The sequence below is a fragment of the Mesorhizobium salmacidum (SeqCode) genome (assembly GCF_037179605.1).
In the GTDB taxonomy this organism is placed as follows: Bacteria; Pseudomonadota; Alphaproteobacteria; order Rhizobiales; family Rhizobiaceae; genus Mesorhizobium; species Mesorhizobium salmacidum.
This window is the reverse complement of the sequence record NZ_JAPYKS010000006.1, coordinates 56,752-83,254: the sequence shown is the minus strand read 5'-3', so window position 1 is coordinate 83,254 and position 26,503 is coordinate 56,752. Positions and strand designations below refer to the sequence as shown.

The 26,503-nt window shown below is 63.9% G+C and carries 23 protein-coding genes; 14 read left to right on the top strand and 9 right to left on the bottom strand.

Annotation, left to right across the window (positions count from 1 at the left end):
* The first annotated feature begins 2 nt into the window (after positions 1 to 2).
* The 6 genes from O7A60_RS10145 (at position 3) to O7A60_RS10120 (ending at position 6,188) form a co-directional block, all read left to right on the top strand.
* Positions 3 to 2,297 (top strand): bifunctional salicylyl-CoA 5-hydroxylase/oxidoreductase, encoded by a 2,295-nt coding sequence (locus tag O7A60_RS10145; RefSeq protein ID WP_337106126.1) that lies wholly within the window; start codon positions 3 to 5, stop codon positions 2,295 to 2,297.
* Positions 2,294 to 3,064, top strand: a complete 771-nt coding sequence (locus tag O7A60_RS10140; protein ID WP_337106125.1) for an SDR family NAD(P)-dependent oxidoreductase — start codon at positions 2,294 to 2,296, stop codon at positions 3,062 to 3,064. Before O7A60_RS10145 ends, O7A60_RS10140 begins: the two co-directional genes overlap by 4 nt.
* Entirely contained in the window at positions 3,061 to 3,531 is a 471-nt protein-coding gene (locus tag O7A60_RS10135; protein ID WP_337106124.1) for a MarR family winged helix-turn-helix transcriptional regulator, read from the top strand. The genes O7A60_RS10140 and O7A60_RS10135 overlap by 4 nt, the downstream gene beginning before the upstream one ends.
* Positions 3,528 to 4,340: an enoyl-CoA hydratase family protein gene (locus O7A60_RS10130; RefSeq protein WP_027142127.1), complete on the top strand. Its 813-nt coding sequence runs from the start codon at positions 3,528 to 3,530 to the stop codon at positions 4,338 to 4,340. The genes O7A60_RS10135 and O7A60_RS10130 overlap by 4 nt, the downstream gene beginning before the upstream one ends.
* Before the next feature lie 231 nt (positions 4,341 to 4,571).
* Complete coding sequence (locus tag O7A60_RS10125; RefSeq protein ID WP_337106123.1) at positions 4,572 to 5,720, top strand: acyl-CoA dehydrogenase family protein; 1,149 nt, start codon at positions 4,572 to 4,574, stop codon at positions 5,718 to 5,720.
* Between the two features lie 72 nt (positions 5,721 to 5,792).
* The gene (locus tag O7A60_RS10120; protein ID WP_027142129.1) at positions 5,793 to 6,188 is read left to right on the top strand and encodes a RidA family protein; all 396 of its coding nucleotides are present in this window, start codon (positions 5,793 to 5,795) and stop codon (positions 6,186 to 6,188) included.
* 23 nt (positions 6,189 to 6,211) lie between these two features.
* Here O7A60_RS10120 and O7A60_RS10115 read toward each other — a convergent pair whose 3' ends face one another.
* Positions 6,212 to 7,303, bottom strand: a complete 1,092-nt coding sequence (locus tag O7A60_RS10115) for an LLM class flavin-dependent oxidoreductase (protein ID WP_337106122.1) — start codon at positions 7,301 to 7,303, stop codon at positions 6,212 to 6,214.
* A 121-nt stretch (positions 7,304 to 7,424) separates the two neighbouring features.
* On the opposite strand from O7A60_RS10115, the gene O7A60_RS10110 reads away from it, so the two are divergent.
* From O7A60_RS10110 to O7A60_RS10095, 4 genes are all read left to right on the top strand, one after another.
* A complete protein-coding gene (locus O7A60_RS10110; protein WP_337106121.1) occupies positions 7,425 to 8,201 on the top strand; it encodes an HpcH/HpaI aldolase family protein in 777 nt (258 codons plus the stop codon).
* Between the two features lie 418 nt (positions 8,202 to 8,619).
* Entirely contained in the window at positions 8,620 to 9,417 is a 798-nt protein-coding gene (locus tag O7A60_RS10105) for an ABC transporter substrate-binding protein (RefSeq protein ID WP_337106120.1), read from the top strand.
* A gap of 164 nt (positions 9,418 to 9,581) precedes the next feature.
* Positions 9,582 to 10,256, top strand: a complete 675-nt coding sequence (locus tag O7A60_RS10100; RefSeq protein WP_127870695.1) for an amino acid ABC transporter permease — start codon at positions 9,582 to 9,584, stop codon at positions 10,254 to 10,256.
* A 135-nt stretch (positions 10,257 to 10,391) separates the two neighbouring features.
* Complete coding sequence (locus O7A60_RS10095) at positions 10,392 to 11,654, top strand: cysteine desulfurase-like protein (protein WP_337106118.1); 1,263 nt, start codon at positions 10,392 to 10,394, stop codon at positions 11,652 to 11,654.
* Between the two features lie 26 nt (positions 11,655 to 11,680).
* Here O7A60_RS10095 and O7A60_RS10090 read toward each other — a convergent pair whose 3' ends face one another.
* From O7A60_RS10090 to O7A60_RS10070, 5 genes are all read right to left on the bottom strand, one after another.
* A complete protein-coding gene (locus O7A60_RS10090; RefSeq protein ID WP_337106117.1) occupies positions 11,681 to 12,511 on the bottom strand; it encodes a dipeptide ABC transporter ATP-binding protein in 831 nt (276 codons plus the stop codon).
* On the bottom strand, positions 12,508 to 13,365 hold the full coding sequence (locus tag O7A60_RS10085) for an ABC transporter ATP-binding protein (RefSeq protein ID WP_337106116.1): 858 nt from the start codon (positions 13,363 to 13,365) through the stop codon (positions 12,508 to 12,510). The genes O7A60_RS10090 and O7A60_RS10085 overlap by 4 nt, the downstream gene beginning before the upstream one ends.
* A gap of 2 nt (positions 13,366 to 13,367) precedes the next feature.
* Positions 13,368 to 14,222: an ABC transporter permease subunit gene (locus tag O7A60_RS10080; protein ID WP_246672893.1), complete on the bottom strand. Its 855-nt coding sequence runs from the start codon at positions 14,220 to 14,222 to the stop codon at positions 13,368 to 13,370.
* A gap of 70 nt (positions 14,223 to 14,292) precedes the next feature.
* A complete protein-coding gene (locus tag O7A60_RS10075; RefSeq protein ID WP_027142137.1) occupies positions 14,293 to 15,300 on the bottom strand; it encodes an ABC transporter permease subunit in 1,008 nt (335 codons plus the stop codon).
* Positions 15,301 to 15,350: 50 nt separating this feature from the next.
* Complete coding sequence (locus tag O7A60_RS10070) at positions 15,351 to 16,943, bottom strand: ABC transporter substrate-binding protein (RefSeq protein ID WP_027142138.1); 1,593 nt, start codon at positions 16,941 to 16,943, stop codon at positions 15,351 to 15,353.
* A 468-nt stretch (positions 16,944 to 17,411) separates the two neighbouring features.
* Between O7A60_RS10070 and O7A60_RS10065 the strand changes: the two genes are divergently transcribed.
* The gene (locus tag O7A60_RS10065) at positions 17,412 to 19,409 is read left to right on the top strand and encodes a long-chain fatty acid--CoA ligase (RefSeq protein ID WP_337106114.1); all 1,998 of its coding nucleotides are present in this window, start codon (positions 17,412 to 17,414) and stop codon (positions 19,407 to 19,409) included.
* A 92-nt stretch (positions 19,410 to 19,501) separates the two neighbouring features.
* Entirely contained in the window at positions 19,502 to 20,161 is a 660-nt protein-coding gene (locus O7A60_RS10060; RefSeq protein WP_337106113.1) for a class I SAM-dependent methyltransferase, read from the top strand.
* Here O7A60_RS10060 and O7A60_RS10055 read toward each other — a convergent pair.
* The gene (locus O7A60_RS10055; protein WP_337106112.1) at positions 20,145 to 20,867 is read right to left on the bottom strand and encodes an HAD family hydrolase; all 723 of its coding nucleotides are present in this window, start codon (positions 20,865 to 20,867) and stop codon (positions 20,145 to 20,147) included. The two genes, O7A60_RS10060 and O7A60_RS10055, sit on opposite strands and share 17 nt — an antisense overlap.
* 5 nt (positions 20,868 to 20,872) lie before the next feature.
* Positions 20,873 to 22,516 carry a glucose-6-phosphate isomerase gene (pgi, locus tag O7A60_RS10050; protein WP_415926814.1) on the bottom strand — a complete coding sequence of 548 codons (1,644 nt, stop codon included), beginning with the start codon at positions 22,514 to 22,516 and terminating at the stop codon, positions 20,873 to 20,875.
* 314 nt (positions 22,517 to 22,830) lie between these two features.
* On the opposite strand from pgi, the gene pdxR reads away from it, so the two are divergent.
* Together pdxR and O7A60_RS10040 are read left to right on the top strand one after the other, a co-directional pair.
* Positions 22,831 to 24,324 (top strand): MocR-like pyridoxine biosynthesis transcription factor PdxR, encoded by a 1,494-nt coding sequence (gene pdxR / locus O7A60_RS10045; protein ID WP_015314107.1) that lies wholly within the window; start codon positions 22,831 to 22,833, stop codon positions 24,322 to 24,324.
* 180 nt (positions 24,325 to 24,504) lie between these two features.
* Positions 24,505 to 26,094, top strand: coding sequence for a trimethylamine methyltransferase family protein (locus O7A60_RS10040; RefSeq protein ID WP_337106109.1), 1,590 nt, complete (start codon positions 24,505 to 24,507; stop codon positions 26,092 to 26,094).
* Positions 26,095 to 26,100: 6 nt separating this feature from the next.
* Here the strand turns inward: O7A60_RS10040 and O7A60_RS10035 are convergent, their stop codons facing one another.
* A complete protein-coding gene (locus O7A60_RS10035) occupies positions 26,101 to 26,499 on the bottom strand; it encodes a hypothetical protein (protein ID WP_027142144.1) in 399 nt (132 codons plus the stop codon).
* Between the last annotated feature and the right edge of the window lie 4 nt (positions 26,500 to 26,503).

The window sequence follows — 26,503 nt, the reverse complement described above, 5'->3', positions numbered from 1 at the left end:
AGATGAAGGTTGCGGTTCTCGGCGGCGGACCAGCCGGCCTCTACTTTGCCATTTCGATGAAGCTGAGGGACGCCGCGCACGACGTGACGGTTTTCGAGCGCAATCGGGCCGACGACACGTTCGGCTGGGGCGTCGTGCTGTCGGCCGAGACGCTCGATAATCTTGCGAAGAACGATCCTGTCAGCGCCGTCTGGATCAAGAAGCATTTTGCCTATTGGGATGACATCGCCGTCATTCATGACGGCGTGCGCACGGTCTCATCAGGCCACGGCTTCTGCGGCATCGGCCGCAAGCGGCTGTTGATCCTGCTACAGCGCCGCGCCCGCGAACTCGGCGTCAAGCTGATGTTCGAAACCGACATCGCCGACCCAAAACCCTATATGGAGACGCATGACCTGGTCGTCGCCGCCGACGGGTTGAACTCCAGGGCGCGCAACAGCTTCATCGATATCTTCAAGCCCGACATCGATATGCGCAAATGCAAGTTCGTCTGGCTCGGCACCAACCAGAAATTCGACGACGCCTTCACCTTCATCTTCGAGAAGACCGAGCATGGCTGGGTGTGGGCGCACGCCTACCAGTTCGACAGCGATACCGCGACCTTCATCGTCGAGTGCAGCGAGCAGACCTGGGCCGCCTTCGGCTTCGGCGCGATGTCGCAGCAGGAGTCCATCGCGGTGTGCGAGCGCATCTTTGCCAAACATCTTGGCGGCCACGCGCTGATGACCAACGCCAACCACATCAGGGGCTCGGCCTGGATCAATTTCCCGCGCGTGCTTTGCGAGCGCTGGTCCTACAAGAATCTGGCGCTGATGGGCGACGCCGCGGCCTCAGCGCATTTCTCGATCGGCTCCGGCACCAAACTCGCCTTGGAGAGTGCGGTGGCGCTGGCCGACTATGTCGAGACCGAGCCGGACCTCGAGGCCGCCTTCCGCAAATATGAGGACGCCCGCCGCACCGAAGTGCTGAAGCTGCAGTCGGCGGCGCGCAATTCTCTGGAATGGTTCGAGGAGGTCGAGCGCTATCTCGGCCTCGATCCGGTGCAGTTCAACTATTCGCTTTTGACCCGTTCGCAACGTATCAGCCACGAGAATCTTCGGTTGCGCGATGCCGAGTGGCTGGGCGGCGCGGAAGAATGGTTCCAGCGGCAGGCCGGTGCCGGCGGCAACAGGCTGCGCCGGGCGCCGATGTTCGCGCCCTTCAAGCTGCGCGACATGGTCCTCAACAACCGCGTCGTCGTCTCGCCGATGGCGCAGTACAAGGCCGTCGACGGCCGCCCGACCGACTGGCATTTCACCCACTATGCCGAACGCGCCAAGGGCGGTGCGGGACTCGTCTATATCGAGATGACCTGCGTCAGCCCGGAAGGACGCATCACGCCCGGCTGTCCCGGCTTCTATGCGCCCGAACATGAGGTGGCGTGGAGGCGACTGGTCGACTTCGTCCATACCGAAACCGAAGCCAGAATATGCGCCCAGATCGGCCATTCCGGCGCCAAGGGTTCGACCCGTGTCGGCTGGGAAGGCACCGACGTGCCGCTGGCCTCGGGCAACTGGCCTATCATGGCGGCATCGGCCGTTGCGTGGTCGCCTGAGAATCAGGTGCCGAAGGCGATGGACCGCGCCGACATGGATTTGGTGCGCGATCAATTCGTGGCCTCGGCCGAAATGGCCGATCGCTGCGGCTTCGACATGCTCGAGATCCACGCCGCGCACGGCTATCTCCTGTCGTCGTTCATTACGCCGGTCACCAACCAGCGCACTGACGCCTATGGCGGCTCACTGGAAAACCGCATGCGTTATCCCCTGGAAATCTTCCACGCGGTGCGCGCCGCCTGGCCGGCGGAAAAACCGATCTCGATGCGCATTTCGGCCAATGACTGGGTCGGCATCGAAGGCGTGACGCCGGCAGACGCCGTCGAGATCGCGCGGATGCTGCATGGGGCCGGCGTCGATATATGCGACGTCTCGGCCGGCCAGACGTCGGTTGCCGCCAAGCCGGTCTATGGCCGCATGTTCCAGACGCCGTTCTCGGACCGCATCCGCAACGAAGTCGGCATGGCGACGATGGCGGTCGGCAACATCTACGAGCCCGACCATGTCAATTCGATCCTGATGGCCGGCCGCGCCGATCTGGTGGCGCTGGCACGGCCGCATCTCGCCGATCCCTACTGGATGCTGCATGCGGCGGTGACGCTCGGCGACCGTGGCGTCAAATGGCCGGATCCTTATCTGCCCGGGCGCGATCAGCTCTACCGGCTGGCCGAGCGTGACGCCGCTGCGGGGCTGAAAGTATGACGGCCGCGACAACGATTCCCGGCAAGCACGCGCTGGTCACCGGCGGCGGATCCGGCGTCGGCCGGGCCATCGCGCTCACTTTGGCCGCGGCTGGTATCGGCGTGACCATTTGTGGGCGCCGCGAAGCTGAGCTCACCAAGGTTGCCGGCGAAAACGGCCGCATCCATGGCATCGTCGCAGATGTCACCAGTGAGGCGGGGATGGCGGCGCTTTACGAGATGGCGGAGGCCGCGCGCGGACCGTTCGACATCGTCGTTGCCAATGCCGGCATGGCCGGCAGCACGCCGGCGCACAAGATCGCCCTGGCCGACTGGCAGCGAACGCTCGACGTCAATCTGACCGGGGCGTTCCTGACGGTGAGGCCGGCGCTGGCCGGCATGGCCGCGCGCAAGGCAGGTCGCATCGTCTTCATCGCCTCGACCGCTGGATTGAAAGGCTACGCCTATGTCGCGCCTTATGTGGCGGCCAAACATGGCGTCGTCGGCCTGATGCGGGCGCTGGCCGCCGAGACGGCGAAATCCGGCCTCACCGTCAATGCGGTGTGTCCGGGCTTCGTCGAGACCGACATGTTGGAGGAGTCCATCCAGCGCATCATCGAAAAGACCGGCCGCTCGGCCGGCGAGGCGCGAGCCAGCCTCGTCTCGACCAATCCGCAAGGCCGCTTCATCCAGCCGCAAGAAATTGCCGAAGCCGTGCTGTGGTTGTGTGGCGACGCGGCGGCGTCGATCACCGGACAGGCGATTTCGATCTCGGGAGGTGAAACATGATAGCCGGCCCCCTGCCCGTGCCATCGGGTCCCGGCAAGGACCGGTTGCGCCTTTGGATAAGGCTGCTGCGGGCTTCACGCACGATCGAGGCCGAATTGCGCGAGCGCCTGAAGAAGGAATTCGACACGACGCTGCCGCGTTTCGACGTGATGGCAGCGCTTTACCGGGCGCCGGAAGGCATGCTGATGAGCGACCTGTCGCGCTTCCTGCTGGTGTCCAACGGCAATGTCACCGGCATTGTCGACCGGCTGGTGTCGGAAGGACTTGTCGCCCGGGCCCGCCGCAATGGCGACCGCCGTACCTCGATGGTGCGGTTGACCGAGGAAGGCACGAAGTCCTTTGCCACCATCGCCGCGGCGCATGAGGGCTGGATCGGCGAATTGCTGGGCAAGGTCAGCGAGGAGGATGCGCACCGGCTGACCGGCATGCTGACCTCGTTCCGCAGCAACTGGGAGGGACGCGAATGACTGCAATGGCCGGCCTCAAGCCGAAGCATTTCCTGTGGGAAGTCGAGGGCCGGATCGCCAGGGTCCGGCTCGACCGGCCGGAGCGCAAGAACCCGCTGACCTTCGATAGCTATGCCGAGCTGCGCGACACGTTCCGCGATCTCGTCTATGCCGAGGACGTCGACGCCGTGGTGTTCCTCTCCAATGGCGGCAATTTCTGCTCCGGCGGCGATGTCCACGACATCATCGGTCCGCTGGTCAAGATGGACATGAAGCAGCTCTTGGCCTTCACCCGCATGACCGGCGATTTCGTCAAGGCAATGCTCAACTGCGGCAAGCCGATCATCGCGGCGGTCGACGGCGTGGCGGTCGGCGCCGGCGCCATCATCGCCATGAGCGCCGACATCCGCATCGCCACGCCGGAAGCCAAGACCGCCTTCCTATTCACCCGCGTCGGCCTTGCCGGCTGCGACATGGGCGCCTGCGCGATCCTGCCACGCATCATCGGCCAGGGCCGCGCCGCCGAACTGCTTTACACGGGCCGAACCATGACGGCTACGGAAGGCGAGCGCTGGGGATTCTACAACAGGCTGGTCGATGCGGCGGCTCTGGAGACCGACGCGCTGGAGATGGCGGCCCGCATCGTCTCCGGCCCGACCTTCGCCCACGGCATCACCAAGACGCAGCTCAACCAGGAATGGTCGATGGGCCTCGACCAGGCGATCGAGGCCGAGGCGCAGGCGCAGGCTATCTGCATGCAGACGCGCGATTTCGAGCGGGCGTACCTGGCTTTCGTGGCCAAGGAAAAGCCGGTGTTCGAGGGGAATTGAGGATGGGCGTTCTATCGGAGAGGGTGGCGGGACAACGCCCCCCTCTGTCCTGCCGGACATCTCCCCCTCTAGGGGGGAGATCGGCTATCACGTACGCTTTCGCAAATCGCCAACGTCGCAGAAAGGGCGCCGCTTCCGATACTGCCAATCTCCCCCCTAGAGGGGGAGATGTCCGGCAGGACAGAGGGGGGCGCCGTAGAGCGCAGGTCTTGAAGTACCGCGGAGGCACAAATGCCTGACCGTTCCTTCCTCAACTGGCCGTTCTTCGAAGACCGCCATCGCGAGCTCGCCGAGCACCTGGACACCTGGTGCGCCAAAAACCTTCCCGTCGATCATCATGACGTCGACGCCGCCTGCCGCGAGCTGGTGGCGAAGCTCGGCAAGGATGGCTGGCTGAAGCCGACGGCGCTCGATACCGACAATCCTGGACCGCTCGACGTACGCACCTTGTGCATCACGCGCGAGACGCTGGCTCGCCACGATGGGTTGGCCGACTTCGCCTTTGCCATGCAGGGGCTGGGCACCGGTGCACTCAGCCTGTTCGGGGCGCCTGACCAGCAGCAATGGCTTTCGAAGACCCGCGCCGGCAAGGCGATCTCAGCGTTTGCCCTGTCAGAACCGCGCTCTGGCTCGGATGTCGCCAATACCGAAATGACGGCGACCCGCGATGGCGACGGCTACGTTCTCACGGGCGAAAAAACCTGGATCTCCAATGGCGGCATCGCCGACCTTTATGTCGTCTTTGCCCGCACCGGAGACGCACCGGGTGCCAAGGGGCTTTCCGCCTTCCTGGTGCCGGGCGACGCCAAGGGGCTCGGTATTGCCGAACGGCTGGAAGTGATCGCGCCGCATCCGCTGGCGCGGCTTTCGTTCGACCAGGTCCGGCTGCCTGCCTCGGCGCTGATCGGCAAGCCGGGCGACGGCTTCCGCATCGCCATGTCGGTGCTCGACGTGTTCCGCTCGACGGTCGGCGCGGCGGCGCTCGGCTTTGCCCGCCGCGCGCTCGATGAAAGCATCAAGCGCGTGGCCGAGCGCAAACTGTTCGGCGCACCGATGGCCGAGTTGCAGATGGTGCAGGGCCATATCGCCGACATGGCGCTCGACGTCGATGCGGCGGCCCTTCTGGTCTATCGCGCCGCCTGGACCAAGGACATGGGTGCGGCGCGGGTGACGCGCGAGGCGGCGATGGCCAAGCTGTTCGCCACCGACAAGGCGCAGGAGGTGATCGACAAAGCGGTGCAACTGCATGGCGGCGACGGTGTCCGCAAAGGCCACATCGTCGAGAGCCTGTACCGCGAAATCCGCGCGCTGCGCATCTATGAGGGCGCATCGGACGTGCAGAAGGTGGTGATCGCGCGGCAAGTGATGGGCGCGGCCTGAACAGGTCGCGTTGATGGATTGTTTTGAGACGCGGATATTGCGGACCCGATATTGGAAAGGCGGAGAGACGACATGCACGAGATCCTGCAGCCGGAAGGCTGGGCAAAACCGGTCGGCTACGCCAACGGCGTGGCGGCGCGCGGCAGGCTCGTCTTCGTTGGCGGACAGGTGGGCTGGAACGGGCAATGCCAGTTCGAGACCGACGATTTCGCCGGCCAGGTGCGGCAGACGCTCCAGAACATCGTCGCGGTGCTGGCCGAGGCCGGCGCGGAGCCACGGCACATCACCTCGATGACCTGGTATTTTACCGACAAGGCCGAATATCTCGGTAACCTCAAGGGGATCGGCGAGGCTTATCGCGAGGTGATCGGCCGGCATTTTCCGGCGATGGCCGCCATGCAGGTGGTGGCGCTGGTGGAGGACCGCGCCAAGGTGGAGATCCAGGCGACCGCCGTCGTTCCGGAATAAAGAATTCGTCTCTCCGGAATATTTTATTCGCGAAGCCCAGCCTGCCTCAGCAACGGCAGCACGTGGTCGCAAAAATAGGGCAATTCCCTGGTGTAGTTGACGAAGGATAGCGCAATGCCCTGGTAGCCGTGCGCGGCAATGGCGGCCATCTCGGCGGCAATCGTCTGCGGCGTTCCAACCAGCGGATAGGTGCCGGCGCCGCCGGCGAAACGCTGGCGATAGCGCTCATAGGCATGCGGGTCGTGCGATTGCGAGAATTCCTTCTTGCCGGCCATATGCGCATCGACCGCCTCGTGGTCGGCCAGATCGACGGCATAGCGTGTGTAGTAGGCCTGCGCCTCTTCCATGGTCGGGCGGCAGACGACATGGGCCACGGTGTAGACGCCGACCTCCCGGCCAACCTTGTCGGCCCGTTCGCCGATGTCGGCGACATGCTTGCCGGCATCGCCCATCTCGGAAAAGGTCGTGAACAGATAATCGCATCTGGCGGCGGCGAAATCGCGGCCCGGGCCGCCGAAAGCGGCGTTCATGGTCACCGGGCGCGGAACCTGCAGGCTGGCCGGCCGGCTGACCGCCTCCTTGAGGTGATAATAGGTGCCTTCATAGTCGAGCGGCTCCGCCGATGCGTAGAGCTTCTCCAGAATTTCAATCCATTCGGCCGCCTGGTCGTAACCCTTCTCGACCAGCGGCGTGCCAAACATGCCGAATTCCTTCGGATTCCAGCCGCAGACGATGTTGAGGCCGGCACGGCCCTGGCTGATGTGGTCGACCGTCGCCAGCGCCTTGGCGGCATAGAGCGGATGCACCAGCGGCACATGCACGGTCATGAACAGGCCGATGCGGTCGGTGGCCATGCTGAGCGCCGCCGCCCAGGTGAAGGTCTCGAACGACCGCTCGCGCACCTTGTTGCGGCCGCCAAAGCCACGCCAGCGGGCGATCGGCAGCAGGAACTCCAGCCCGGCGCGGTCGGCGATCTGGGCTGCCGTCAGATTGTCCTGCCAGCTCGCCGTCCAGCGCTCCGGCACATCCGATATGGCAAGGCCGCCATCGGCATTGGTCGAGAAGACGCCAAGCTTCAGTTTGTTGGAGCCGTGCAACGGATGTGCTTTGTTCATGTCGCGACCTCCCGGCGAAGATCGCACGCTACGGCTCCGCGAAAATATTTCAAGCATGAAATAGCTTCGCCTGGCACTGGTTTGCCGATATGAATTTGGCGGGATGAGAAAAGGGATAGGCATGAGCGAGTTCCGCCGGAAATGCATCGGCAAGAGCAGTCTCGTCGGCTCCTTCGCCGCCATTCCTCACCCCGTCGCAGTCGAAGTGATGGCGTTGTCCGGCCTCGACTTCCTCTGCATTGACTGGGAGCATGCCCAGATCTCACGCGAGATGATCGAAACCATGGTGCGCGCCGCCGATGTGCATCGCGTGCCGGCGATGGTGCGCGTCCCCGGCCATGCGCCCGAAGCCATCCAGGCGGCATTGGACAGCGGCGCGCACGGCGTGCTGGTGCCACGCGTCTCGACACCGGCACAGGCGGCAATGGCGGTGAGAGCGTCGCGCTATCCGCCACGAGGCGAGCGCGGTGTCGGACCCGGCCGCGCGGCCGGCTATGGCTATCGCATTCCCGAATACCTGGCTGGCGCCAATGAGCGGACCGTCGTCGCGATCCAGGTCGAAACCGTCGAAGGGTTGGCCAACATCGACGCGATCGCCGCAGTGGAGGGCGTCGACGTGGTCTTCGTCGGACCCGGCGATCTCTCCGTGTCGATCGATGCGATCGGACCGAAGGGCGCCGAGAAGCTCGCGGATGCGATCCGCAGGATCATCGGCGTGACGATCGCGCACGACAAGACCTCCGGCATATTTTGCGCCAGCCCGCAGACCGTCGGCCAATGGGCAGCCGTCGGCGCCAGCTTTTTCGTGCTGGCCAGCGACACGATGTTTCTCGGTGCGGGCGCCGCGGCCAATCATGCCGCCGCCCGGGCCGAACTGGCGCGGGAAGACCCGCGCTAGCGCCTAGCCGAGCAGCAGCCGAGCAACTTTTTTAAGCTTAAAACTTTTGCCTTGAAAAGCGCGGCACTTTGGATAAGCATTCAAGATCAATGGCGGCCGTAGGGCTGGAGGGTTTCCGGGCAATTCGTCATTCTGCTCCGGGTAGGAGGGGTTTCAGTCCTTGTCGTTTGTGCTGCCCCAGTCATCGTCCGGCGCGCGCTATGCTTGCGCTGCGTGCGCCCAGAACCCGCACACCGAAACCATCGCCGACCTTGCCGCGCGCGTGAACACGCATGCGATCGCGACCAGATCGCGTCCGCGCTCGAGCGCATGGTCGCCACCATGAATTGACGCCCCGCTGGGAGGCGGGACGGCAAGAAACCGTGCGGGGCAGCCCGCCCGATCAACAACCAGAGGGAACACCCCAGAGGGACCACCAATGAACCTGACCCGTCGCAATCTCATCCTTTTCGCCGCGGCAATCGGCATCGCCGCCGGACCGGCAACCGCCTATGCCGCCGATGTGCTCAATGTCGGCGCCTACCCGACCAACCCGCCCTTCGAATACAAGAACGAGAGCGGCACGTTCGAGGGTTTTGAGGTCGACATCGTCAACGAGGCGGCCAAGCGCGTCGGCATGACCACCGACATCGCCGATCTCGGCTTCCAGGCGCTGTTCGCCGCGACCACGTCGAAGCGCATCGACGTCGCCATCTCCTCGATCACGATCACGCCGGAGCGGCTGAAGTCGCAGTCCTTCACTCAGCCCTACTATGATTCCGACATGGGCATCGCCACCAAGACCGACAGCGCGGTCAACACCGAGGCGGACCTCAAGGGCAAGATCGTCGGCGTGCTCTCGGGCTCGACCGGCGAGACCTGGGTCAAGGCGCATCAGGAAGCCGACGGCTTCAGCGACGTAAAGGGCTATGACACGCAGCAGAACCTGCTGCTCGACCTCAGCGCCGGCCGTGTCGACGCCGCCGTCAGCGACATTCCCGGCATGGAATATTCCTTCACCAAGATGAAGGATCTGAAGGTCAAGCAGCGCATCAAGACCGGCGAGCAGTACGGCCTGATGATGACCAAGGATCATCCGTTGCTCGGCAAGCTCAACGACGCGCTGACGGCGATGAAGAAGGACGGCACGCTGGCCGCGATCCACAAGAAGTGGTTCGGCAGCGACGCCCCGGCCGATTCCTCGACCGTCAAGGAAATGCCGCTGCCCAAGGCCTGAGCGTTGGCCGACAGGACGAAAGGCGTGCCGGCTCGAAAGGGGTCGGCACGTCCCGTTTTCACGCATAGCCTTCCCGGGACCAGCATCCGTTCGGCAAAGCCGATCTTGATATTCCGGGTCGGGCCCTGGCGTCAGATGACGCAACACCGTTCGGGAATGCCCTGATGTCGCTGATCGACACTTTCTTCAATGCCGACGTCATCGCGTCGAGCCTGCCGGCGCTCCTGCGCGGCTTCCTGAACACGCTGCTGCTCGGCCTGCTCAGCATCGGCATCGGCATTCCCATCGGCCTGGTGATCAGCCTGTTGCGGCTCTATGCGCCGAAGCCGCTGCGCTGGCTCGCGGTCGGCTACACCGACATCTTCCGCGCCTTGCCGGTTCTCGTCGTGCTGATCCTGATCTACTATGCGCTGCCGTTCCTCGGCATTCGCCTGTCGTCCTGGGCGTCGGCGGTGACCGCGTTCGCCATCATCATGTCGGCCTATTCGGCCGAAGTGTTCCGGTCCGGCATAGAGAGCATTCCGCGCGGTCAGTTCGAGGCGTCGCAGGCGCTTGGCCTGCCGTTCCTTTTGACCTTGCGCAAGGTGGTGCTGCCGCAGGCGGTGCGCGTCGTCATCCCGCCGATGACCAGCAACTGCGTCTCGATGTTCAAGGACACTTCGCTGGCCTCCACCGTGGCCCTGCCGGAACTGCTCAAGGAAGCAACCAACGCACAGTCGCTCTACGCCAATCCCTCGCCGCTGATCGGCGCGGCGCTCGTCTATCTCATCTTTCTTTGGCCGATGGTTCGTCTCGTCAGCCTGCTTGAAGCCCGCTTCAAGGACGAGAAAGCCCGCTAGAGCGGTTCAGTGTTTGTTGGAATCCCCGAACCGCCCCAACTCTTTGTTTTCACGCAATTCCGGACGGAAAACCGCTACGCACTTTTCCTGGAATTGCTCTAGCCACTCACCACAAGCACTTCGCAGGAGATATTCTTGAGCAATCCCCAGGCCACCGGCGGCTTCCCCGTCGATACCATCCGCGCCATGTTTCCTGCCCTGCAACGGGCCGGCGATTTCATTTTCATGGACAATGCCGCCGGCGCGCAGATCCCGCAGAGCGTGCTCGACGCGGTGACCAACCACCTGGTCTCGCACAATGTCCAGCGCGGCGGCCGCTATGGCCGCAGCGTCACCGTCGACCAGTCGGTCGCCGACGCTCGGACAAGCGTCGCCTTGCTGATCAATGCCTACAGCCCGGCGGAAATCTGCTTCGGCATGAACGCCACCTCCTTCATCCGCCTGGTCAGCCTCGGCATCGGCCAGATGCTGCAAGAGCGCGATGAGATCGTCATCACCGACATGGACCATGATGCCAACATCGCCACCTGGCTGGTGCTGGAATCCGCGGGCGCCAAGTTCAAGTGGTGGCGCATGCGCGAGGACGGAAATCTGCATGTCGACGATTTGCGTCCGCTGGTCTCCGACCGCACCCGTCTTGTCGCTTGCACGGTCACCGCACACTCGATCGGTTCGATCGTGGACGTCGCATCCGTCGCGAAAATCGCGCATGCGGCCGGCGGCGAAGTGTTTCTCGACTGCGTGCATTACGGACCGCACGGACTGATCGACGTGCAAGCCTGGGACTGCGACTATCTCGTCTGCTCCGGCTACAAGAACTTTTCGCCGCATATGGGCTTCCTGTGGGGCCGCTTCGAAACGCTGAAACGCTTGCCGACCTTCCGCGAGGATTTCATCCCGGACGAGCCGCCCTACAAGGTCGAGGCCGGCACCTTCATCTATGAGAACGTGTCGGGCATGGATGCCGCCGTACAGTATCTGGAACTGATCGGCCGCAATCTCGCGCCGTCCAACAACCGCTCGCGGCGCGAGAACATCGTCGCCGGCATGGGCGCCATCCGCGACTATGAGCTGGTGCTGGCGCGCGAGATGATGGGCGTGCTGAAGGGTTGCGGCGCGACCATCTACGGCGTCGCCGACGAAACCCGCATCAACGAGCGCGTGCCGACCTTCTGCTTCAACATCGGTAAGCTGTCGCCGCAAAGGATCGTCGAGGAAATGGCCGAGATGCAGATCGGCATCCGCGATGGCCACATGTACGCACCGCGGCTGATGAAGCGGCTCAACCTGTCGATGGACAGCGGCGCCATCCGCGCCTCGCTGGTGCACTACAACACGGTCGAGGAGATCCACAAGTTCGGCGAGGCGTTGCGGGCAATCATCGCGAAGCTGTCGTGACTGGATGGACGGTGCCTGACCTCCGGTCAGGCAGCCTTCTTCTTCGCCAACCGCGCTTTAATGCTGGCGACATCGGCGCGCGGCGTGGCGGCGAACAGCGTCCTGGTGTAGCTGTGCTTGGGGTCCGCAAAGACCTCGTCGCGCGAGCCGTATTCGACGGCCTCGCCGAAATACATCACCATCACATCGTCGGCGATGTAGCGCACCACCGAAAGGTCGTGGCTGATGAAGACATAGGTCAGCTGGAATTCATCCTGCAGGTCGGCGAGCAGGTTGAGCACCTGCGCTTGTACCGACAGGTCGAGTGCGGAGACCGGCTCGTCGAGCACCAGGAGGCTCGGGTTGAGCATCAGCGCGCGGGCGATGGCGATGCGCTGGCGCTGGCCGCCCGAGAACATGTGCGGATAGCGGTTGTAGTGCTCGTGACCGAGGCCGACCTTCTTCAGCATCTTCATGGCGAGGTCGCGCCGCTCGGCGGCCGATCTGTCGGTGTTGATCAGCAGCGGTTCGCCCAGCACGTCGCCGATCTTCTGGCGCGGATTGAGCGATCCGTAAGGGTTCTGGAAGACGATCTGCACCTTGCGGCGCATCTCCCTGGTCAATCCGCCCTTGGCGATATCGACCTTGTTGCCGTCGATGAACAATTCGCCCGACGTCGCGGGATCGATCAGGGTGATGATGCGGGCGAGCGTCGACTTGCCACAGCCGCTTTCGCCGACGATGGCCAGCGTCTTGCCCTTGTCCACCGTGAAGGAGACGCCCTTGACCGCATGCACGGTGCGCGGTCCGGTGAACAGGCCGCCGCCGATATGGTAGTCGCGCACGATGTTCTTGCCTTCGAGGACCGTGGTGCTCATGCGGAGGCTCCCGCCGCCGAGGGGGCAGGCTCGAACAGCATGTCGGAAACGGTCGGCAGCCGATCGCCGACGGCGTTTTCCGGCAATGCCGACAGCAGCGCGCGCGTGTAATTGCTCTTTGGCGATTCAAACAGCGACAGCACGTCGGCCTCTTCCATCTTGCGGCCCTTGTACTGGACGATGACGCGATCGGCGGTCTCGGCCACCACGCCCATATTGTGGGTGATCATGATCAGGCCCATGCCGTATTTGGCCTGCAGCGAGACGAGCAGATCGAGGATCTGCTTCTGGATGGTGACGTCGAGCGCGGTCGTCGGCTCGTCCGCGATCAAAAGCTTCGGATTGCAGGCAATGGCGATGGCGATCATGACGCGCTGGCACTGGCCGCCCGACATCTGGTGCGGAAACGAGCTCAGCCGTTCTTCCGGATCGGCAATGCCGACCAGCTTCATCAGCTCGATGGCGCGGGCCCGGCGCTGGGCGCGATCCATGCCCATGTGGAAGCGCAGCACTTCCTCGATCTGGAAGCCGACCGTGAAGCACGGGTTGAGGCTGGCGATCGGCTCCTGGAAGATCATCGAGATGTCCTTGCCGACGATCTTGCGGCGTTCGGACGGGCTGAGCTTCAACAGGTCGACGCCGTCGAAGGCCATGCTGTCGGCCTTAACCGTCGCGGTGTTGGGCAACAGCCCCATGACCGCCAGCATCGACACCGACTTGCCGGAGCCGGACTCGCCGACGATCGCCAGCACCTCGCGCGGCTCGACCGAAAGATCGATACCTTGCACGGCCATGAACGGTCCGGCGGCGGTGTCGAAGGAAACGGTAAGGTTCTTGATCTCAAGCAGGGACATGCTCACGACCTCTTCAGCTTGGGGTCGAGGGCGTCGCGCAGGCCGTCGCCGATCAGGTTGATGGCAAAGACGGTGATCAGGATGGCGAGGCCGGGAAAGGTCACCACCCACCATGCGCGCAGAATGAACTCGCGCGCTTCGGCGAGCATCGTGCCCCATTCGGGTGTCGGCGGCTGCGCGCCCATGCCGAGGAAGCCGAGTGCGGCCGCCTCGAGGATGGCGTTGGAGAAGGACAGCGTCGCCTGCACGATCAGCGGGGCGATACAGTTGGGCAGGATGGTGACCAGCATCAGCCTGAGATGGCTGGCGCCGGCGACCTTGGCCGAGACGACATATTCGCGGGTCTTCTCCGCCATCACGGCGGCCCGGGTCAGCCGGGCGAAGTGTGGCTGCAGCACGAAGGCGATGGCGATCATGGCGTTGACGAGGCCAGGGCCGAGCACCGCGACCAGCACCAGTGCCAGCAGCAGCGATGGGAAGGCCAGGATGATGTCCATGATGCGCATGATCAGCGTGTCGACCCAGCCACGGCAGTAACCGGCGAGCAGGCCGAGGATGACGCCGGAGATCAGCGCCGTGGTGACGACGACGAAGCCGATGGCGAGCGAGAAGCGCGAGCCATAGATCAGGCGCGAAAGCATATCGCGGCCGACGGCGTCGGTGCCTAGCAGGAACTGCGCGTTGCCGCCCGTCTGCCAGGCCGGCGGCGTCAGGAAGAAGTCGCGGAACTGATCGTCCGGCGAATGCGGGGCGAGCAAAGGCGCGAAGATGGCGATCAGGATCAGCAGGGCGAAGACGAAGAGACCGATCACCGCGCCCTTGTTGATCGAGAAATAGTGCCAGAATTCGCCGAACATCTGCAGCCGCGCGTCCTGCGGCTTGACGACGGTCGCGGCTTCGATGGCGGCTGGGCCTTCGTTGGTCATGTCAATTCGCCCGGATACGCGGGTTGATGACGGCATAGAGCACGTCGACGATAAGGTTCACCGACATGACGATCAGCGCGATCAAAAGCAACCCGCCCTGCACGGTGAAATAGTCGCGCTTGGAAATGGCGTCGATCATCCACTTGCCGATGCCTGGCCACGAAAAGATGCTCTCGGTCAGGATGGCGCCGGTGAGCAGCGTGCCGACCTGCAGGCCGATGGTGGTGACGACCGGGATCAGCGCATTGCGGAAGGCATGCAGACCGATGACACGGCGCGGCGCCAGGCCCTTGGCGCGTGCGGTGCGTACATAATCCTCGCCCAGCACTTCGAGCATGGCCGAGCGCGTCTGCCTGGCGATGACCGCCAGCGGAATGGTGCCGAGCACGATGGTGGGCAGAATGAGGTGCGACACCGCCGAGCGGAAGGCGCCCTTCTGGCCCGAGATGAGGGAATCGATGGTCATGAAGCCGGTCACCGGCTTGAAGAAGTAGAGAAGGTCGATGCGGCCCGAGACCGGTGTCCAGTGCAGCGTACCGGAGAAGACGATGATCAGCAGCAGGCCCCACCAGAAGATCGGCATGGAATAGCCGGCGAGCGCGGTGCCCATGGTCAGCTGGTCGAACCAGGAGCCGCGGCGGATTGCGGCGAAAATGCCGAAGGCGACACCGAAGATGATGGCGAAGATCATGGCGAAGATGGCGAGTTCGACCGTCGCCGGGAACCGCACCAGGAAATCCTTGAGCACCGGCGTCTTGGTGGAAAACGAGGTGCCGAAATCGCCACTGAGGATGTTGGTCAGATAGGTCAGATATTGTTGCCAGATCGGCAGGTCGAAACCGAACTGATGCATCAGCGCCGTGTGGCGTTCGGGCGACAGGCCACGTTCGCCCGCAAGCACCAGCACCGGATCACCGGGCAGGATGCGCACGAAGCCGAAAGCGAGGATGGTTATCCCGATGAAGGTCGGGATGATGAGGGCGAGCTTGCCGAGGATATAACGCAGCATGGCGGGCGAGGTGGGGCGGCGCCCTGTGGCGCCGCCCCGTTTCGCGAACCTTATTCGGCGATATCGACGCCGTCAAAGCGATGGATGCCGAGCGGATCCATCGCAAAGCCGGAGACGGTCTTCTGCATCGGCATGAACACCTTGGAGTGGGCGAGCGTCGCCCACGGTGCCTGCTCCTTGAAGATGACCTGTGCCTGTTCGTAGAGCTTGGTGCGCTCAGCCTGATCGGAAACGGTCTTGGCCTTGTTGATGAGCGCATCGAAGTCCTTGTTGCACCATTCCGCGCGGTTGTTCGAACCGACGGAAGCGCAGCTCAGGAGCACGCCGAGGAAGTTGTCCGGATCGCCATTGTCGCCGGTCCAGCCGACGATGACGGCGCCGTCGTGATCGACCGCCGAAGCGCGCTTGAGGTATTCACCCCAATCATAGCTGACGATGTTGACGGTGACGCCGACCTTGGCGAAGTCGGCCTGGATCAGCTCGGCGGTGCGGCGCGCGTTCGGCATGTACGGACGCGACACGGGCATGGCCCAGACGTTCATCTTGAGGTCCTTGACGCCGGCCTCTTCAAGCATCTTCTTGGCCGCCTCCGGATCGTACGGATCGTCCTTCACGTCCTTGTTGTAGGACCACATGGTCGGCGGGATCGGGTTGATCGCCACCTGGCCGGCGCCCTGGAACACGGCGTCGATAATGGCCTTCTTGTTGATGGCCATGTTGAGCGCCTTGCGGACGCGCACGTCGTCGAACGGCTTCTGCTGGGTGTTGTACATCAGCGCGCCGACGTTAAGGCCTTCCTGCTCCGCGACCGTCAGGTTCGCATCAGCCTGCAGGCCGGCGATATCGGCCGGCGCCGGGTAGGACATGATGTTGCATTCGCCCGCCTTCAGCTTTTGCGCGCGCACCGCCGGATCGGTGGTGATGGCGAAGACCAGATCGTCGATCTTCTGCTTGCCGCCCCAATAGTCCGGGTTGGCCTTGTAGCGGATGGCGGCGTCGGTCTGGTAGTCGACGAAGATGAACGGGCCGGTGCCGACCGGCTTCTGGTTGAACAATTCAGGCGTCTTGTCGGCCTGCAGCTTGTCGGCATATTCCTTCGAGACGATCGAGGCGAAATCCATGCCCAGCGTCGGAATGAAGGTGATCGCCGGCTCCTTGAGGGTGAACTTCACCGTCAGGTCGTCGACCTTCTCGACCTTGGTGATGTTGTCGCCGAACTGATCATTGTAATACTGATAGGCAATGCCCGGTATGTACTGGAACCAGGGGCCGTTCTTGTCGACCTGGCGCTGGAACGAGAACACCACGTCGTCGGCGTTCAGGTCGCGCGTCGGGGTGAAGTAGTCGGTGGGCGCGAACTTGACGCCCTTGCGCAGCTTGAAAGTATATTCCTTGCCGTCGTCGGAAATCGCCCAGCTGTCAGCCAGGCCGGGCGAGACCGAGGTCTTGCCGTGATCGAATTCGACGAGGCGGTTGAAGACGGTACGCGAGGACGCATCGAACGTCTGTCCCGCAGTGTACGGCGCCGGATCGAAACCTTCTGGCGACGCCTCCGCGCAATAGACCAGAGTTTTCGCGTTGGCCACGCCGCCCAGGACGCTTGCAGCCAGCAACGCGGCTGCAAAAGTCAATTTCTTCTTCATTGAGCACTCCCTGATGTTCTTCCAAGCCCCTCTATCAGGCTCGCGAAGCGCGCATATAAGCACCGTTTTTCCGGCTTTGGAACACCCCGTTTGCTTACCCCGCGGGAAGCAGGAAAAAAATCCGCGATTTTGCTAAATGGCAGAAAAAATTAGCAGTTTTTTCTATTCACGATATTATTAACGACCGCATTTTTTTATTGATCCGACGTCCGGCACCAAGGGTGCCGCGCGCCGTCTTCATCCGGGTATCGATGCGGAAAAATGCCGGTTCCAAGTACAGCGGGCGGGAACGATTTCCGACGCAAATCTTTCGGGGTCTTGCCGCAAGGGCAAGACTTGCACCGCCGCCGATAGAGGCAATACATAGGTGGACATGCTGGCGGCAGCGGAGGACGTCTCCATCAATCCGGAGGCGGTGCGGCGCGGGCCAACGAGAAACAGACGACCAGGGTTGTCGAGGAGGAACGGGTGGCAAAAGCATCGAAGGCGCCAGTGAAGGCGTCGGCCAAGGCGGTCTCGAACCCAGCGGCCGGTGGGCAAGGCAAAGCCGCGGCCGCGAAAGCGGCGGCCAAACCCGCCAAGAGCACCCCCACGGCGAAGGCAGCGGCCACTGCCAGTACCGGCAAGAAGCCGGCGACGAAAGCCGCGCCGGCAAAGGCATCCGCGACCAAGGCCGGACCGGGCAAGGCCGGAACGACGAAGAGTTCGCCACCAGCGAAGGCTGCACCTGTATCGAAACCGGCGACCCCGGCCAGCCAGCGGCTGCCGAAGGCGCTCACCGAACTCGCCGCCGGCCTGCCGCAAAAGCCATGGCTCAACAGCTATCCCAAGAACATGCCGGCCGAGATCGGCGCCCTTCCCTACAGTTCCATCGGCGACTTCCTCGTTGGCGCCTGCAAGCAGTTCGCCGGTCAGCCGGCTTTCACCTGCATGGGCAAGTCAATCACCTACGCTGAACTCGAACAGCTATCGGCGGCCTTCGGTGCCTATCTGCAGTCCACCGGATTGCAGAAGGGGGCGCGCGTCGCCCTGATGATGCCGAACGTGCTGCAGTATCCCGTGGCGATGATGGCGGTCGCCCGCGCCGGCTTCACGGTGGTGAACGTCAATCCGCTCTACACGCCGCGCGAACTGGAGCATCAGCTCAAGGATTCCGGGGCGCAGGCCATCGTCATCCTCGAAAACTTCGCCAGCACCTTGCAGGCGGTCGTCGCCAGGACCTCGGTCAAGCATGTCATGGTCGCCGCCATGGGCGACCTGCTCGGCGGCCTGAAGGGCTCGATCGTCAATCTGGTCGTGCGCCGCGTCAAGAAAATGGTGCCGGCCTGGTCATTGCCCGGTCATGTCAAGTTCAATGCGGCCCTGAAGGCTGGCCGCGGCATGGCCTTCAAGCCGGCCACGGTGGCCGCCAGTGACGTCGCCTTCCTGCAATATACCGGCGGCACCACCGGAATCTCGAAAGGCGCGACCCTCTCGCACAGCAATGTGCTGGCCAACGTCGCGCAGAATGCGCTGTGGCTGCAGGACGCCTACACCGTCAAGCCAAAGCCGGCGCATCTCAACCTCGTCTGCGCATTGCCGCTCTACCATATCTTCGCGCTGACGGTGAATGCGCTGATGGGCATGCAAATGGGCGGCCAGAACATACTGGTCCCCAATCCGCGCGACATTCCCAGCTTCGTCAAGGAAATGGGCAAATATCCGATCCATATCTTTCCGGGCCTCAACACGCTGTTCAATGCGCTCTTGAACAATGAGGACTTCCGCAAGCTCGACTTCAGGCCGCTGCTGCTGACGCTGGGCGGCGGCATGGCGGTGCAGAAAGGCGTCGCCGAGCGCTGGAAGGCGCTGACCGGGTGCCCGATCAGCGAAGGCTACGGCCTTTCGGAGACCTCGCCGGTGGCGACGGCCAACAAATTCAGCTCCGGCGACTTCACCGGCACCATCGGCCTGCCGCTGCCCTCGACCGAAATCGCCATCCGCGACGACGACGGCAACAACGTGCCGCTCGGCGAGGTCGGCGAGATCTGCATCAGGGGACCGCAGGTGATGGCGGGTTACTGGAACCGGCCGGACGAGACCGCCAAGGTGATGACCGAGGACGGCTTCTTCAAATCGGGCGACATGGGCTTCATGGACGAACGCGGCTACACCAAGATCGTCGATCGCAAGAAGGACATGATCCTCGTTTCCGGCTTCAACGTCTATCCGACCGAACTCGAGGAGGTCGTGGCGGCGCATCCCGGCGTGCTCGAAGTGGCGGCGATCGGCGTGCCGGACGAGCATTCTGGCGAAGTGCCGAAGCTGTTCATCGTCAAGAAGGATCCGGCCCTGACCGCCGAAGCCATCACCGCCTTTTGCCGCGAGAACCTGACCGGCTACAAGCGTCCCAGACACATCGAGTTCAGGACCGAATTGCCGAAGACGCCGGTCGGCAAGATCCTGCGGCGGGCTTTGCGCGAGTAGTGGGTGATAGTCCTGCCGACGGCGAGGCGCCGGACAACGGTTTGCCGGGCCGGCACCTCCGCCTCGACCCGGCAGCGTTCATCAAGGCGAATATGCGCCTCGTCCCGGTACCGGCGCTTCCCGAAATCCAGCTGTACACCGCTCACCCGGGCAGCGGGCTGAGGCGCCTCGTCGACCCTGAAGAGGATCGCGATGACATGCGGGAACCGCAGCCGCCCTACTGGGCCTATGCGTGGGCCGGCGGCGCCGTGCTGGCGCGCTATATCCTAGACCATCCGAAGATCGTGACGGGCCGCCGCGTGCTCGACCTCGGAGCCGGCTCCGGCATTGTCGGGATCGCCGCCGCGAAAGCCGGCGCGCGCGAGGTGATTGCCGCCGAGATCGACCGCAACGGCATTGCCGCGATCGCGCTGAACGCAGCGGCCAATCGCGTCGCGATAACGATAGTCGGGAACGACATCACCACGGGGCCGCCGCCCGCCGCGGACTTGGTGCTCGCCGGCGACGTGTTCTACGGGCAGGAAGTCGCCTTGGGGGTGATGCCTTTCCTCGACCGCTGCCTCGCCGCCGGCATCGAGATCCTCGTCGGCGATCCGGGCCGGGCCTATCTGCCGCGATCACGGCTGCGGCTGCTTGCCGAATACAAGGTGCCGGATTTCGGCGAGGCGAAAGACGCCACGCTGAAGCCGAGTGGTGTCTTTCGCCTCGGGACCGAACAGTCCCTCGTCCTGGCGATCAGGCCGTCTCCTTGACCCGCGCCGACAGGAGATCCGGCAGGTCGGCAACCGAATCCAGGATGACGTCGGCGATCTCGGCCAGCGATTCGCGGGTGCCGGTGCCGGAAAGCACGCCGACGGCGAGGCCGCAGCCGCCGGCACGCGCCATTTCGAGATCGTGACGGTTATCACCGACCATGGCGATCTCCACCGGCTTCAGCCCGGTAAGATCGCAAAAGGCCTGGATGGTGTCAGGGGCTGGCTTGGGGTTCGCCACCGCGTCATAACCATAGGCGGCATCGAACAGTTGCGCGACGCCCAGCGTGACCAAGGTCTTCTCCGCGCCGCTGGTCGAATCGTTGGTGGCCACGCCAAGCCGGTAGGATCGCTTGTGCAGCAGAGCCAGCGTGTCGACGATATCGGGCAGCGCCACTGCCATCGCCGAGCCCTGCACCGAAGTGATCTCGTTGAAGCGGGCGACGGCCAGCATCTGGTCCTCGTTGGACAGGCGCGGAAACCACAGTTCGACGACGTCGAGATTGGTGCCGGAGGCAAAGATGGAGTCGGGTTTGAAGCGCCGGTTGGCGAAATCGAAACCGGCGGCCGCCAGCAGCCTGTCGGCCTTCCAGCGGTCGCCCTCGGCTGCGTCCATGGCCATGAAATCGGCAACGCCGAGCCAGGTCGCGTTGAAATCGACAAGTGTCCCGTCCTTGTCGAACAATATGCCCTTGATGTCTGCCAAATTTTTCACTCCGAACCACGCAATTGGTGGATGTATCCCACAAGGCCAGCGGTCGATGCATCGCGCTTGGCGGCACTTTCCTTGCCTTCCACGACAGGCAGGAGGCCGGTGGCCAGTTCCTTGCCGAGTTCGACACCCCACTGGTCGAAAGAGTTGATGTTGAACAGCGTGCCCTCGACGAAGACGCGGTGCTCGTAGAGCGCGATCAGCCGGCCGAAGGTGCGGGGGTCGAGCTTGCGGTAGAGGATGGTCACCGAGGGCCGGTTGCCGGAGAAGACGCGGTGCGGCGCGATACGGTCGACGTCGGCCGGCTTCATGCCCTTGGCCAGCATCTGCGCGCGCGCCTCTTGCAGCGTGCGGCCCTTCATCAAGGCTTCCGACTGCGCCAGGCAGTTGGCGAGCAGCAGGTCATGCTGGTGCTTGAGATCAGGCTCATGGCCGACGGCGGCGGCGAGGAACTCGACAGGGATCAAATCGGTGCCCTGGTGCAGCAGCTGGAAAAAGGCGTGCTGACCGTTGGTGCCTGGCTCCCCCCACACCAGCGGCCCGGTCGGCGTCGTCACCGGCGTGCCGTCGAGGGTGACGCTCTTGCCGTTCGATTCCATGTCGAGCTGCTGCAGATAGGCCGGCAGCCTGGACAGGCGCTGGTCATAGGGGATGACCGCGCGGGCCGGATAGCCGCAGATCACGCGGTGCCACCAGCCGACAAGCCCCAGGAGCGCCGGCAGGTTCTTCCGGAGCGGCGCGGAACGGAAATGCTCGTCCATCTCGTGCGCGCCGTCGAGGAAGGCGCGGAAATTGCGCGGGCCGATGGCGATCATGACCGGAAGGCCGATCGCGCCCCATAGCGAATAGCGGCCGCCGACCCAGTCCCAGAAGCCGAAGACGCGATCCTGCTCGATGCCGAACCTGGCCACCAGGTCGAGCGCGGTCGAGACGGCGGCGAAATGCTTGCCCACGGCCTCCTTGCCCAAAGCCTTCTCGATCCATTGCCGCGCGGTCTGCGCATTGGTCATCGTCTCGACCGTGGTGAAGGTCTTGGAGGCGATAATGAACAGCGTGGTTTCGGCGGACAATCCCTTCAGCGTGTCGTGGATATGAGCGCCATCTATGTTGGAGACATAATGCGCGTGCGGGCCGTCATGATAGGGGGCGAGCGCCAGCGTCGCCATGGCCGGACCAAGATCCGAGCCGCCGATGCCGATATTGACGATGTCGGTGATCTTCTTGCCGGTGGCGCCTGTCGCCTTGCCGGAGCGGACGGCATCGGCGAAGGCGCCCATGGCGTCGAGCACGGAAATGACATCCGCCTTGACGTCCTGGCCGTCGACCGTGACACCCTTGCCGCTGAGGTTTCGCAGTGCCGTGTGCAGAACGGCGCGGTCTTCGGTGACGTTGATCTTCTTGCCGGCGAACATGGCGGCGCGGCGGCCTTCGAGATCGGCGGCGGCGGCGAGCTTTTCCAGGAGATCCATGGTCGCCGCGTCGACGGCGCATTTCGACCAGTCGAGCAGGAGGTCGCCATCGGTGGCGGAGAATGTCTTGAAGCGCTGCGGATCGGCGGCGAAGACCTGGCGCATGTCGCCAGGTGCGGCGGCGCGATGATCGCGCAAGGCGGCAAGCTGTTGCTGGAAGGCTGACTGATCCACTGGCGGGGACTCCTGGCGTTTTAGACGCACCATATCAGACCGGATGTTTCCGGCGCGTGTCGTCGCGCCGAAACTATTGAGCCGAATTCCATGCGGTCAATACGCGGCGATGACGCAGCGCATCACGATGCGATGACACAATGTATCAGCAGGTATCGAGCAGCGAGGCGCCAGCGTCCTGTGTTTCGGGCCTGAAGGATCACTGGCATAAATCCCAAAGATCAGAAAAATTGATTGGCGCAACCCCTTGTGCCACGGTTACGTTCGGCTGGTCCAGCCAAGCAAAAAAGGCTGGCCATCGAGGAACATCTTCCATGCCACAGAGAAACGACACGGCGATATGGTCCGGCCTGTTCCGGATTTCGGCTGAATCCGGCCAGACCCTGCAGGCGCAGATCCGCCAAGCCATCGTGGCCGCCATTCTCGACCGCCAGATCGCCGCTTCGATGCCGCTTCCTTCCTGCCGCATCCTGGCCGAAAAACTCGGCGTGGCGCGCGGAACGGTGGTGCTGGCCTTCCAGCAGCTCGTCGACCAGGGTTTCCTGGTGGCGCGCGAGCGGCGCGGTCATTTCGTCAATCCGGACGTGCTGGCGACACCGGCCAAGCCGCACCAGAAGGCGCCCGACCAAGCCAATGAGATCGACTGGAAGGCACGCCGGCAGATCGCGGCAAGCGATATGCCGCCGCCGGCCAAGCACGAGAACTGGATCAAGTCGTCCTACCCCTTCGTCTACGGCCAGTTCGACCCGGCGCTGTTCCCGACCGCCGAGTGGCGCGAGTGCAACCGCATGGCGCTGGCCGTGCTGGAGATCCGCAACTGGGCGTCCGACATGGTCGACCGCGACGATCCGCTGCTGATCGAGCAAATCCAGGCCCGGCTGCTGCCCAGGCGCGGCATTTTCGCCAATCCCGACGAGATCATCGTCACGCTGGGCGCCCAGAACGCGCTCTATATGCTCGCTTCGCTCTTGATGACCAAGGGCTCGAAAGTGGCGATGGAGGATCCGGGCTACCCCGACGCGCGCTCGATCTTCCGCCTCGCGGGCGCCGACATCGAACCGGTGCCGGTGGACCAGTCCGGCATCGTAACCTCTTCTATTCCCAATGATTCCGGGTTCGTGTTTGTCACGCCGAGCCATCATTGCCCGACCATGGTGCCGTTGTCGGCGGAGCGGCGGCAGGATCTTCTGGCGCGCGCCAACCGGCACAACCAGATCATCATCGAGGACGGCTATGACAGCCAGCTTCTCGACGAGGCGCCGCAGCAGGCGCTGAAGAGCCTCGACCGCTCCGGCCGCGTCGTTTATGTCGGCTCGATGTCGAAGACGCTGGCCCCCGGTCTGCGGCTTGGCTACATCGTGGCCTCGGCTGGACTAATCGCCGAACTCAGGGCGCTGCGCCGCTTCATGCTGCGCCATCCGCCGGCCAACAACCAGCGCGCCGTGGCGCTGTTCCTGTCGCTCGGCCATCACGAAGCACTGGTGCGGCGGCTGTCGAGCGCCTTCGACGAGCGGCGCAAGCGTCTGGTCCATGCGATTTCCGCCTTCCTGCCGGAGTGGCGCTCGACGGATTCGGCGGGCGGCACGTCGCTTTGGCTGGAGGGGCCACGCGGCACCGATTCGCGCGGTTTGGCCGAGGCTGCGGCCTCGCGCAGCGTCATCATCGAGCCGGGCGACCGGTTCTTCGATCGCACCGAAAAGCCTTCGCGTTTCATGCGGTTGGGCATTTCCTCGATCGCGCTGCAGCACATCGAGCCCGGCATCCGGGAACTGGCCACCGCCGCTGGCCGCAGGCCCGCAGCCGCTTGATTCCAGTGACCGGAGCCGCGCAATCGCGGCTTCGGCTCCTTTAGCTCTGGCATATGCAACCGGACTGGCTGGCTCATAGGCTGTGCCAATGCCGGCGGCATAGTCGTGGCACAAAGGGGAAGAAGCAGCCGATGGTGGACCAACCGCCGCGCTGTTTCTCGTGAAAGGTGGAGTGCTTCGATGTCTGTGGTTCTTGAAAAGCAGGAAGCGGCAGCGGATCAACGCTCGCGCCGCTCCGGCGGACGCGAAGCGCGCCGCGCGATGCGGGCAGCGCCGCTCGCCGACGACATCAAACCGGTGCGCGCCGGGCTCGAGGGTGGCAGTTACGGACCACTCAAGGGCAATGATCGCGAGCGCATCCACGAAGCGGTGCTGACGCTTCTGGAAACAGTCGGCTTCGCCAACGCCATCCCCTCCTGCATCGAGGCGCTGACCCAGGCCGGCGCCACCTATGGCGACGATGGCCGCATCCGGTTCCCGCGCTCGCTGGTGCTCGAGACGATCAAGAAGGCAGCACGGAATTTCACCTTGCACGGCCAGGATCCCAAACACGACATGGTGATCCAGGGCAAGCGCGTGCACTACGGAACGGCCGGCGCCGCGGTTCATCTGGTGGATGTCGAGAAGCGCGAATACCGCGAGTCGCTGCTGCAGGACATCTATGACGCCGCCCGCATCGTCGAAGGGCTCGACAACATCCATTTCTTCCAGCGGCCGATGGTGCCGCGCGACATTCCCGATCCGCTCGAAATGGATTTCAACACGCTCTACGCCTGCGTGATGGGCACGTCCAAGCATGTCGGCACCTCGTTTACGGTGCGCGAGAACGTGCAGCCGGCGCTCGAAATGCTCTATGCCATTGCCGGCGGCGAAGAGAATTTCCGCGCCCGGCCGTTCGTGTCGAACTCGAACTGCTTCGTCGTGCCGCCGATGAAATTCGCCGAGGACGCCTGCGGCGTGCTTGAGGCCTGCGTCGAGGGCGGCATTCCGATCCTGCTTTTGTCGGCGGGACAGGCCGGAGCCACGGCACCGGCGGCGATTGCCGGCGCCGTGGTACAGGCGGTGGCCGAAGTGCTGGCTGGCCTGGTCTATGTCAACGCCATCAAACCAGGGCATCCGGCGATCTTCGGCACCTGGCCGTTCGTGTCGGATCTCAGGACAGGCGCCATGTCGGGCGGCTCCGCCGAGCAGGCCGTGCTGACCGCGGCCTGCGCCCAGATGGCGCAATTCTACGATTTGCCGGGCGGTTCCGCCGCCGGCATGACGGATTCGAAACTGCCCGACATCCAGTCCGGCTATGAAAAGGGCATCACCGACGTGATGGCGGGCCTTGCCGGGCTCAACCTGGTCTACGAATCGGCCGGCATGCACGCCTCGCTGCTCGGCTTCTGCCTGGAAAGCCTAATCATCGACAACGACATGCTCGGCCATTGCCTGCGCTGCGTGCGCGGCATCGAGGTGACCGACGAAGCGCTGTCGATCGACACCATCGCCGATGTCTGCCTGAAAGGCCCGGGGCACTATCTCGGCAACGAGCAGACGCTGCGCCTGATGCAGACGGAATATTTCTATCCTGCCGTCGGCGATCGCTTTTCGCCGAAGGAGTGGAACGAGAAGGGTCGGCCCGACATCCTGCAGCGCGCGGTCATCGAGAAGAAGCGTGTCCTTGCCGAGCGCTTTCCGCGCCATGTGCCGAAGCTGCTCGATGACAAATTACGCGCCCGCTTCGGCGACATGATCAAGCTGCCGCGCGGCGGCATGGGCGGCTGAGCGCAGCTATTCGGCTGCGAGCCCATAGCGCTCGACGACCTCGGCGTTGATCAGCTTGGCGTGCAGCGCCATCAGCACGATCCGCGCATCGAAGCTGTCGCCGGTTTCAAGAGCCGCCTCGATCCGGCGCTCCGCGTCAAGCCGCTGCAGCGGACCTTGCGCACGTTCGAAGGTTTCCGGTCCGGCGATGCAATAGCCGAACAGGTTCGCCACCTGTGGATAGGCTTGGGGCGGTGGCTCCTCGGGCCAGTGATCCTTCATCAGATTGACGATGGTGAGTTTCACCCCTTCCGGCACAAGGGCGGGATGCAGGTCGGCGCCCCGCAAGGCGGCGTCGAGTTGCCGCAAATCACCCGAGCGGCCGAACAGACCGAGAAAGCCGAGGGAAGAGCGTCGTCCCGCCATTGAT

Coding starts and splice junctions, on each gene's coding strand:
- O7A60_RS10145 (WP_337106126.1), top strand. CDS start 3: ATGAAGGTTGCGGTTCTCGGCGGCGGACCAGCCGGCCTCTACTTTGCC.
- O7A60_RS10140 (WP_337106125.1), top strand. CDS start 2,294: ATGACGGCCGCGACAACGATTCCCGGCAAGCACGCGCTGGTCACCGGC.
- O7A60_RS10135 (WP_337106124.1), top strand. CDS start 3,061: ATGATAGCCGGCCCCCTGCCCGTGCCATCGGGTCCCGGCAAGGACCGG.
- O7A60_RS10130 (WP_027142127.1), top strand. CDS start 3,528: ATGACTGCAATGGCCGGCCTCAAGCCGAAGCATTTCCTGTGGGAAGTC.
- O7A60_RS10125 (WP_337106123.1), top strand. CDS start 4,572: ATGCCTGACCGTTCCTTCCTCAACTGGCCGTTCTTCGAAGACCGCCAT.
- O7A60_RS10120 (WP_027142129.1), top strand. CDS start 5,793: ATGCACGAGATCCTGCAGCCGGAAGGCTGGGCAAAACCGGTCGGCTAC.
- O7A60_RS10115 (WP_337106122.1), bottom strand. CDS start 7,303: ATGAACAAAGCACATCCGTTGCACGGCTCCAACAAACTGAAGCTTGGC.
- O7A60_RS10110 (WP_337106121.1), top strand. CDS start 7,425: ATGAGCGAGTTCCGCCGGAAATGCATCGGCAAGAGCAGTCTCGTCGGC.
- O7A60_RS10105 (WP_337106120.1), top strand. CDS start 8,620: ATGAACCTGACCCGTCGCAATCTCATCCTTTTCGCCGCGGCAATCGGC.
- O7A60_RS10100 (WP_127870695.1), top strand. CDS start 9,582: ATGTCGCTGATCGACACTTTCTTCAATGCCGACGTCATCGCGTCGAGC.
- O7A60_RS10090 (WP_337106117.1), bottom strand. CDS start 12,511: ATGAGCACCACGGTCCTCGAAGGCAAGAACATCGTGCGCGACTACCAT.
- O7A60_RS10085 (WP_337106116.1), bottom strand. CDS start 13,365: ATGTCCCTGCTTGAGATCAAGAACCTTACCGTTTCCTTCGACACCGCC.
- O7A60_RS10080 (WP_246672893.1), bottom strand. CDS start 14,222: ATGTTCGGCGAATTCTGGCACTATTTCTCGATCAACAAGGGCGCGGTG.
- O7A60_RS10075 (WP_027142137.1), bottom strand. CDS start 15,300: ATGCTGCGTTATATCCTCGGCAAGCTCGCCCTCATCATCCCGACCTTC.
- O7A60_RS10070 (WP_027142138.1), bottom strand. CDS start 16,943: ATGAAGAAGAAATTGACTTTTGCAGCCGCGTTGCTGGCTGCAAGCGTC.
- O7A60_RS10060 (WP_337106113.1), top strand. CDS start 19,502: ATGCGCCTCGTCCCGGTACCGGCGCTTCCCGAAATCCAGCTGTACACC.
- pdxR (WP_015314107.1), top strand. CDS start 22,831: ATGCCACAGAGAAACGACACGGCGATATGGTCCGGCCTGTTCCGGATT.
- O7A60_RS10040 (WP_337106109.1), top strand. CDS start 24,505: ATGTCTGTGGTTCTTGAAAAGCAGGAAGCGGCAGCGGATCAACGCTCG.
- O7A60_RS10035 (WP_027142144.1), bottom strand. CDS start 26,499: ATGGCGGGACGACGCTCTTCCCTCGGCTTTCTCGGTCTGTTCGGCCGC.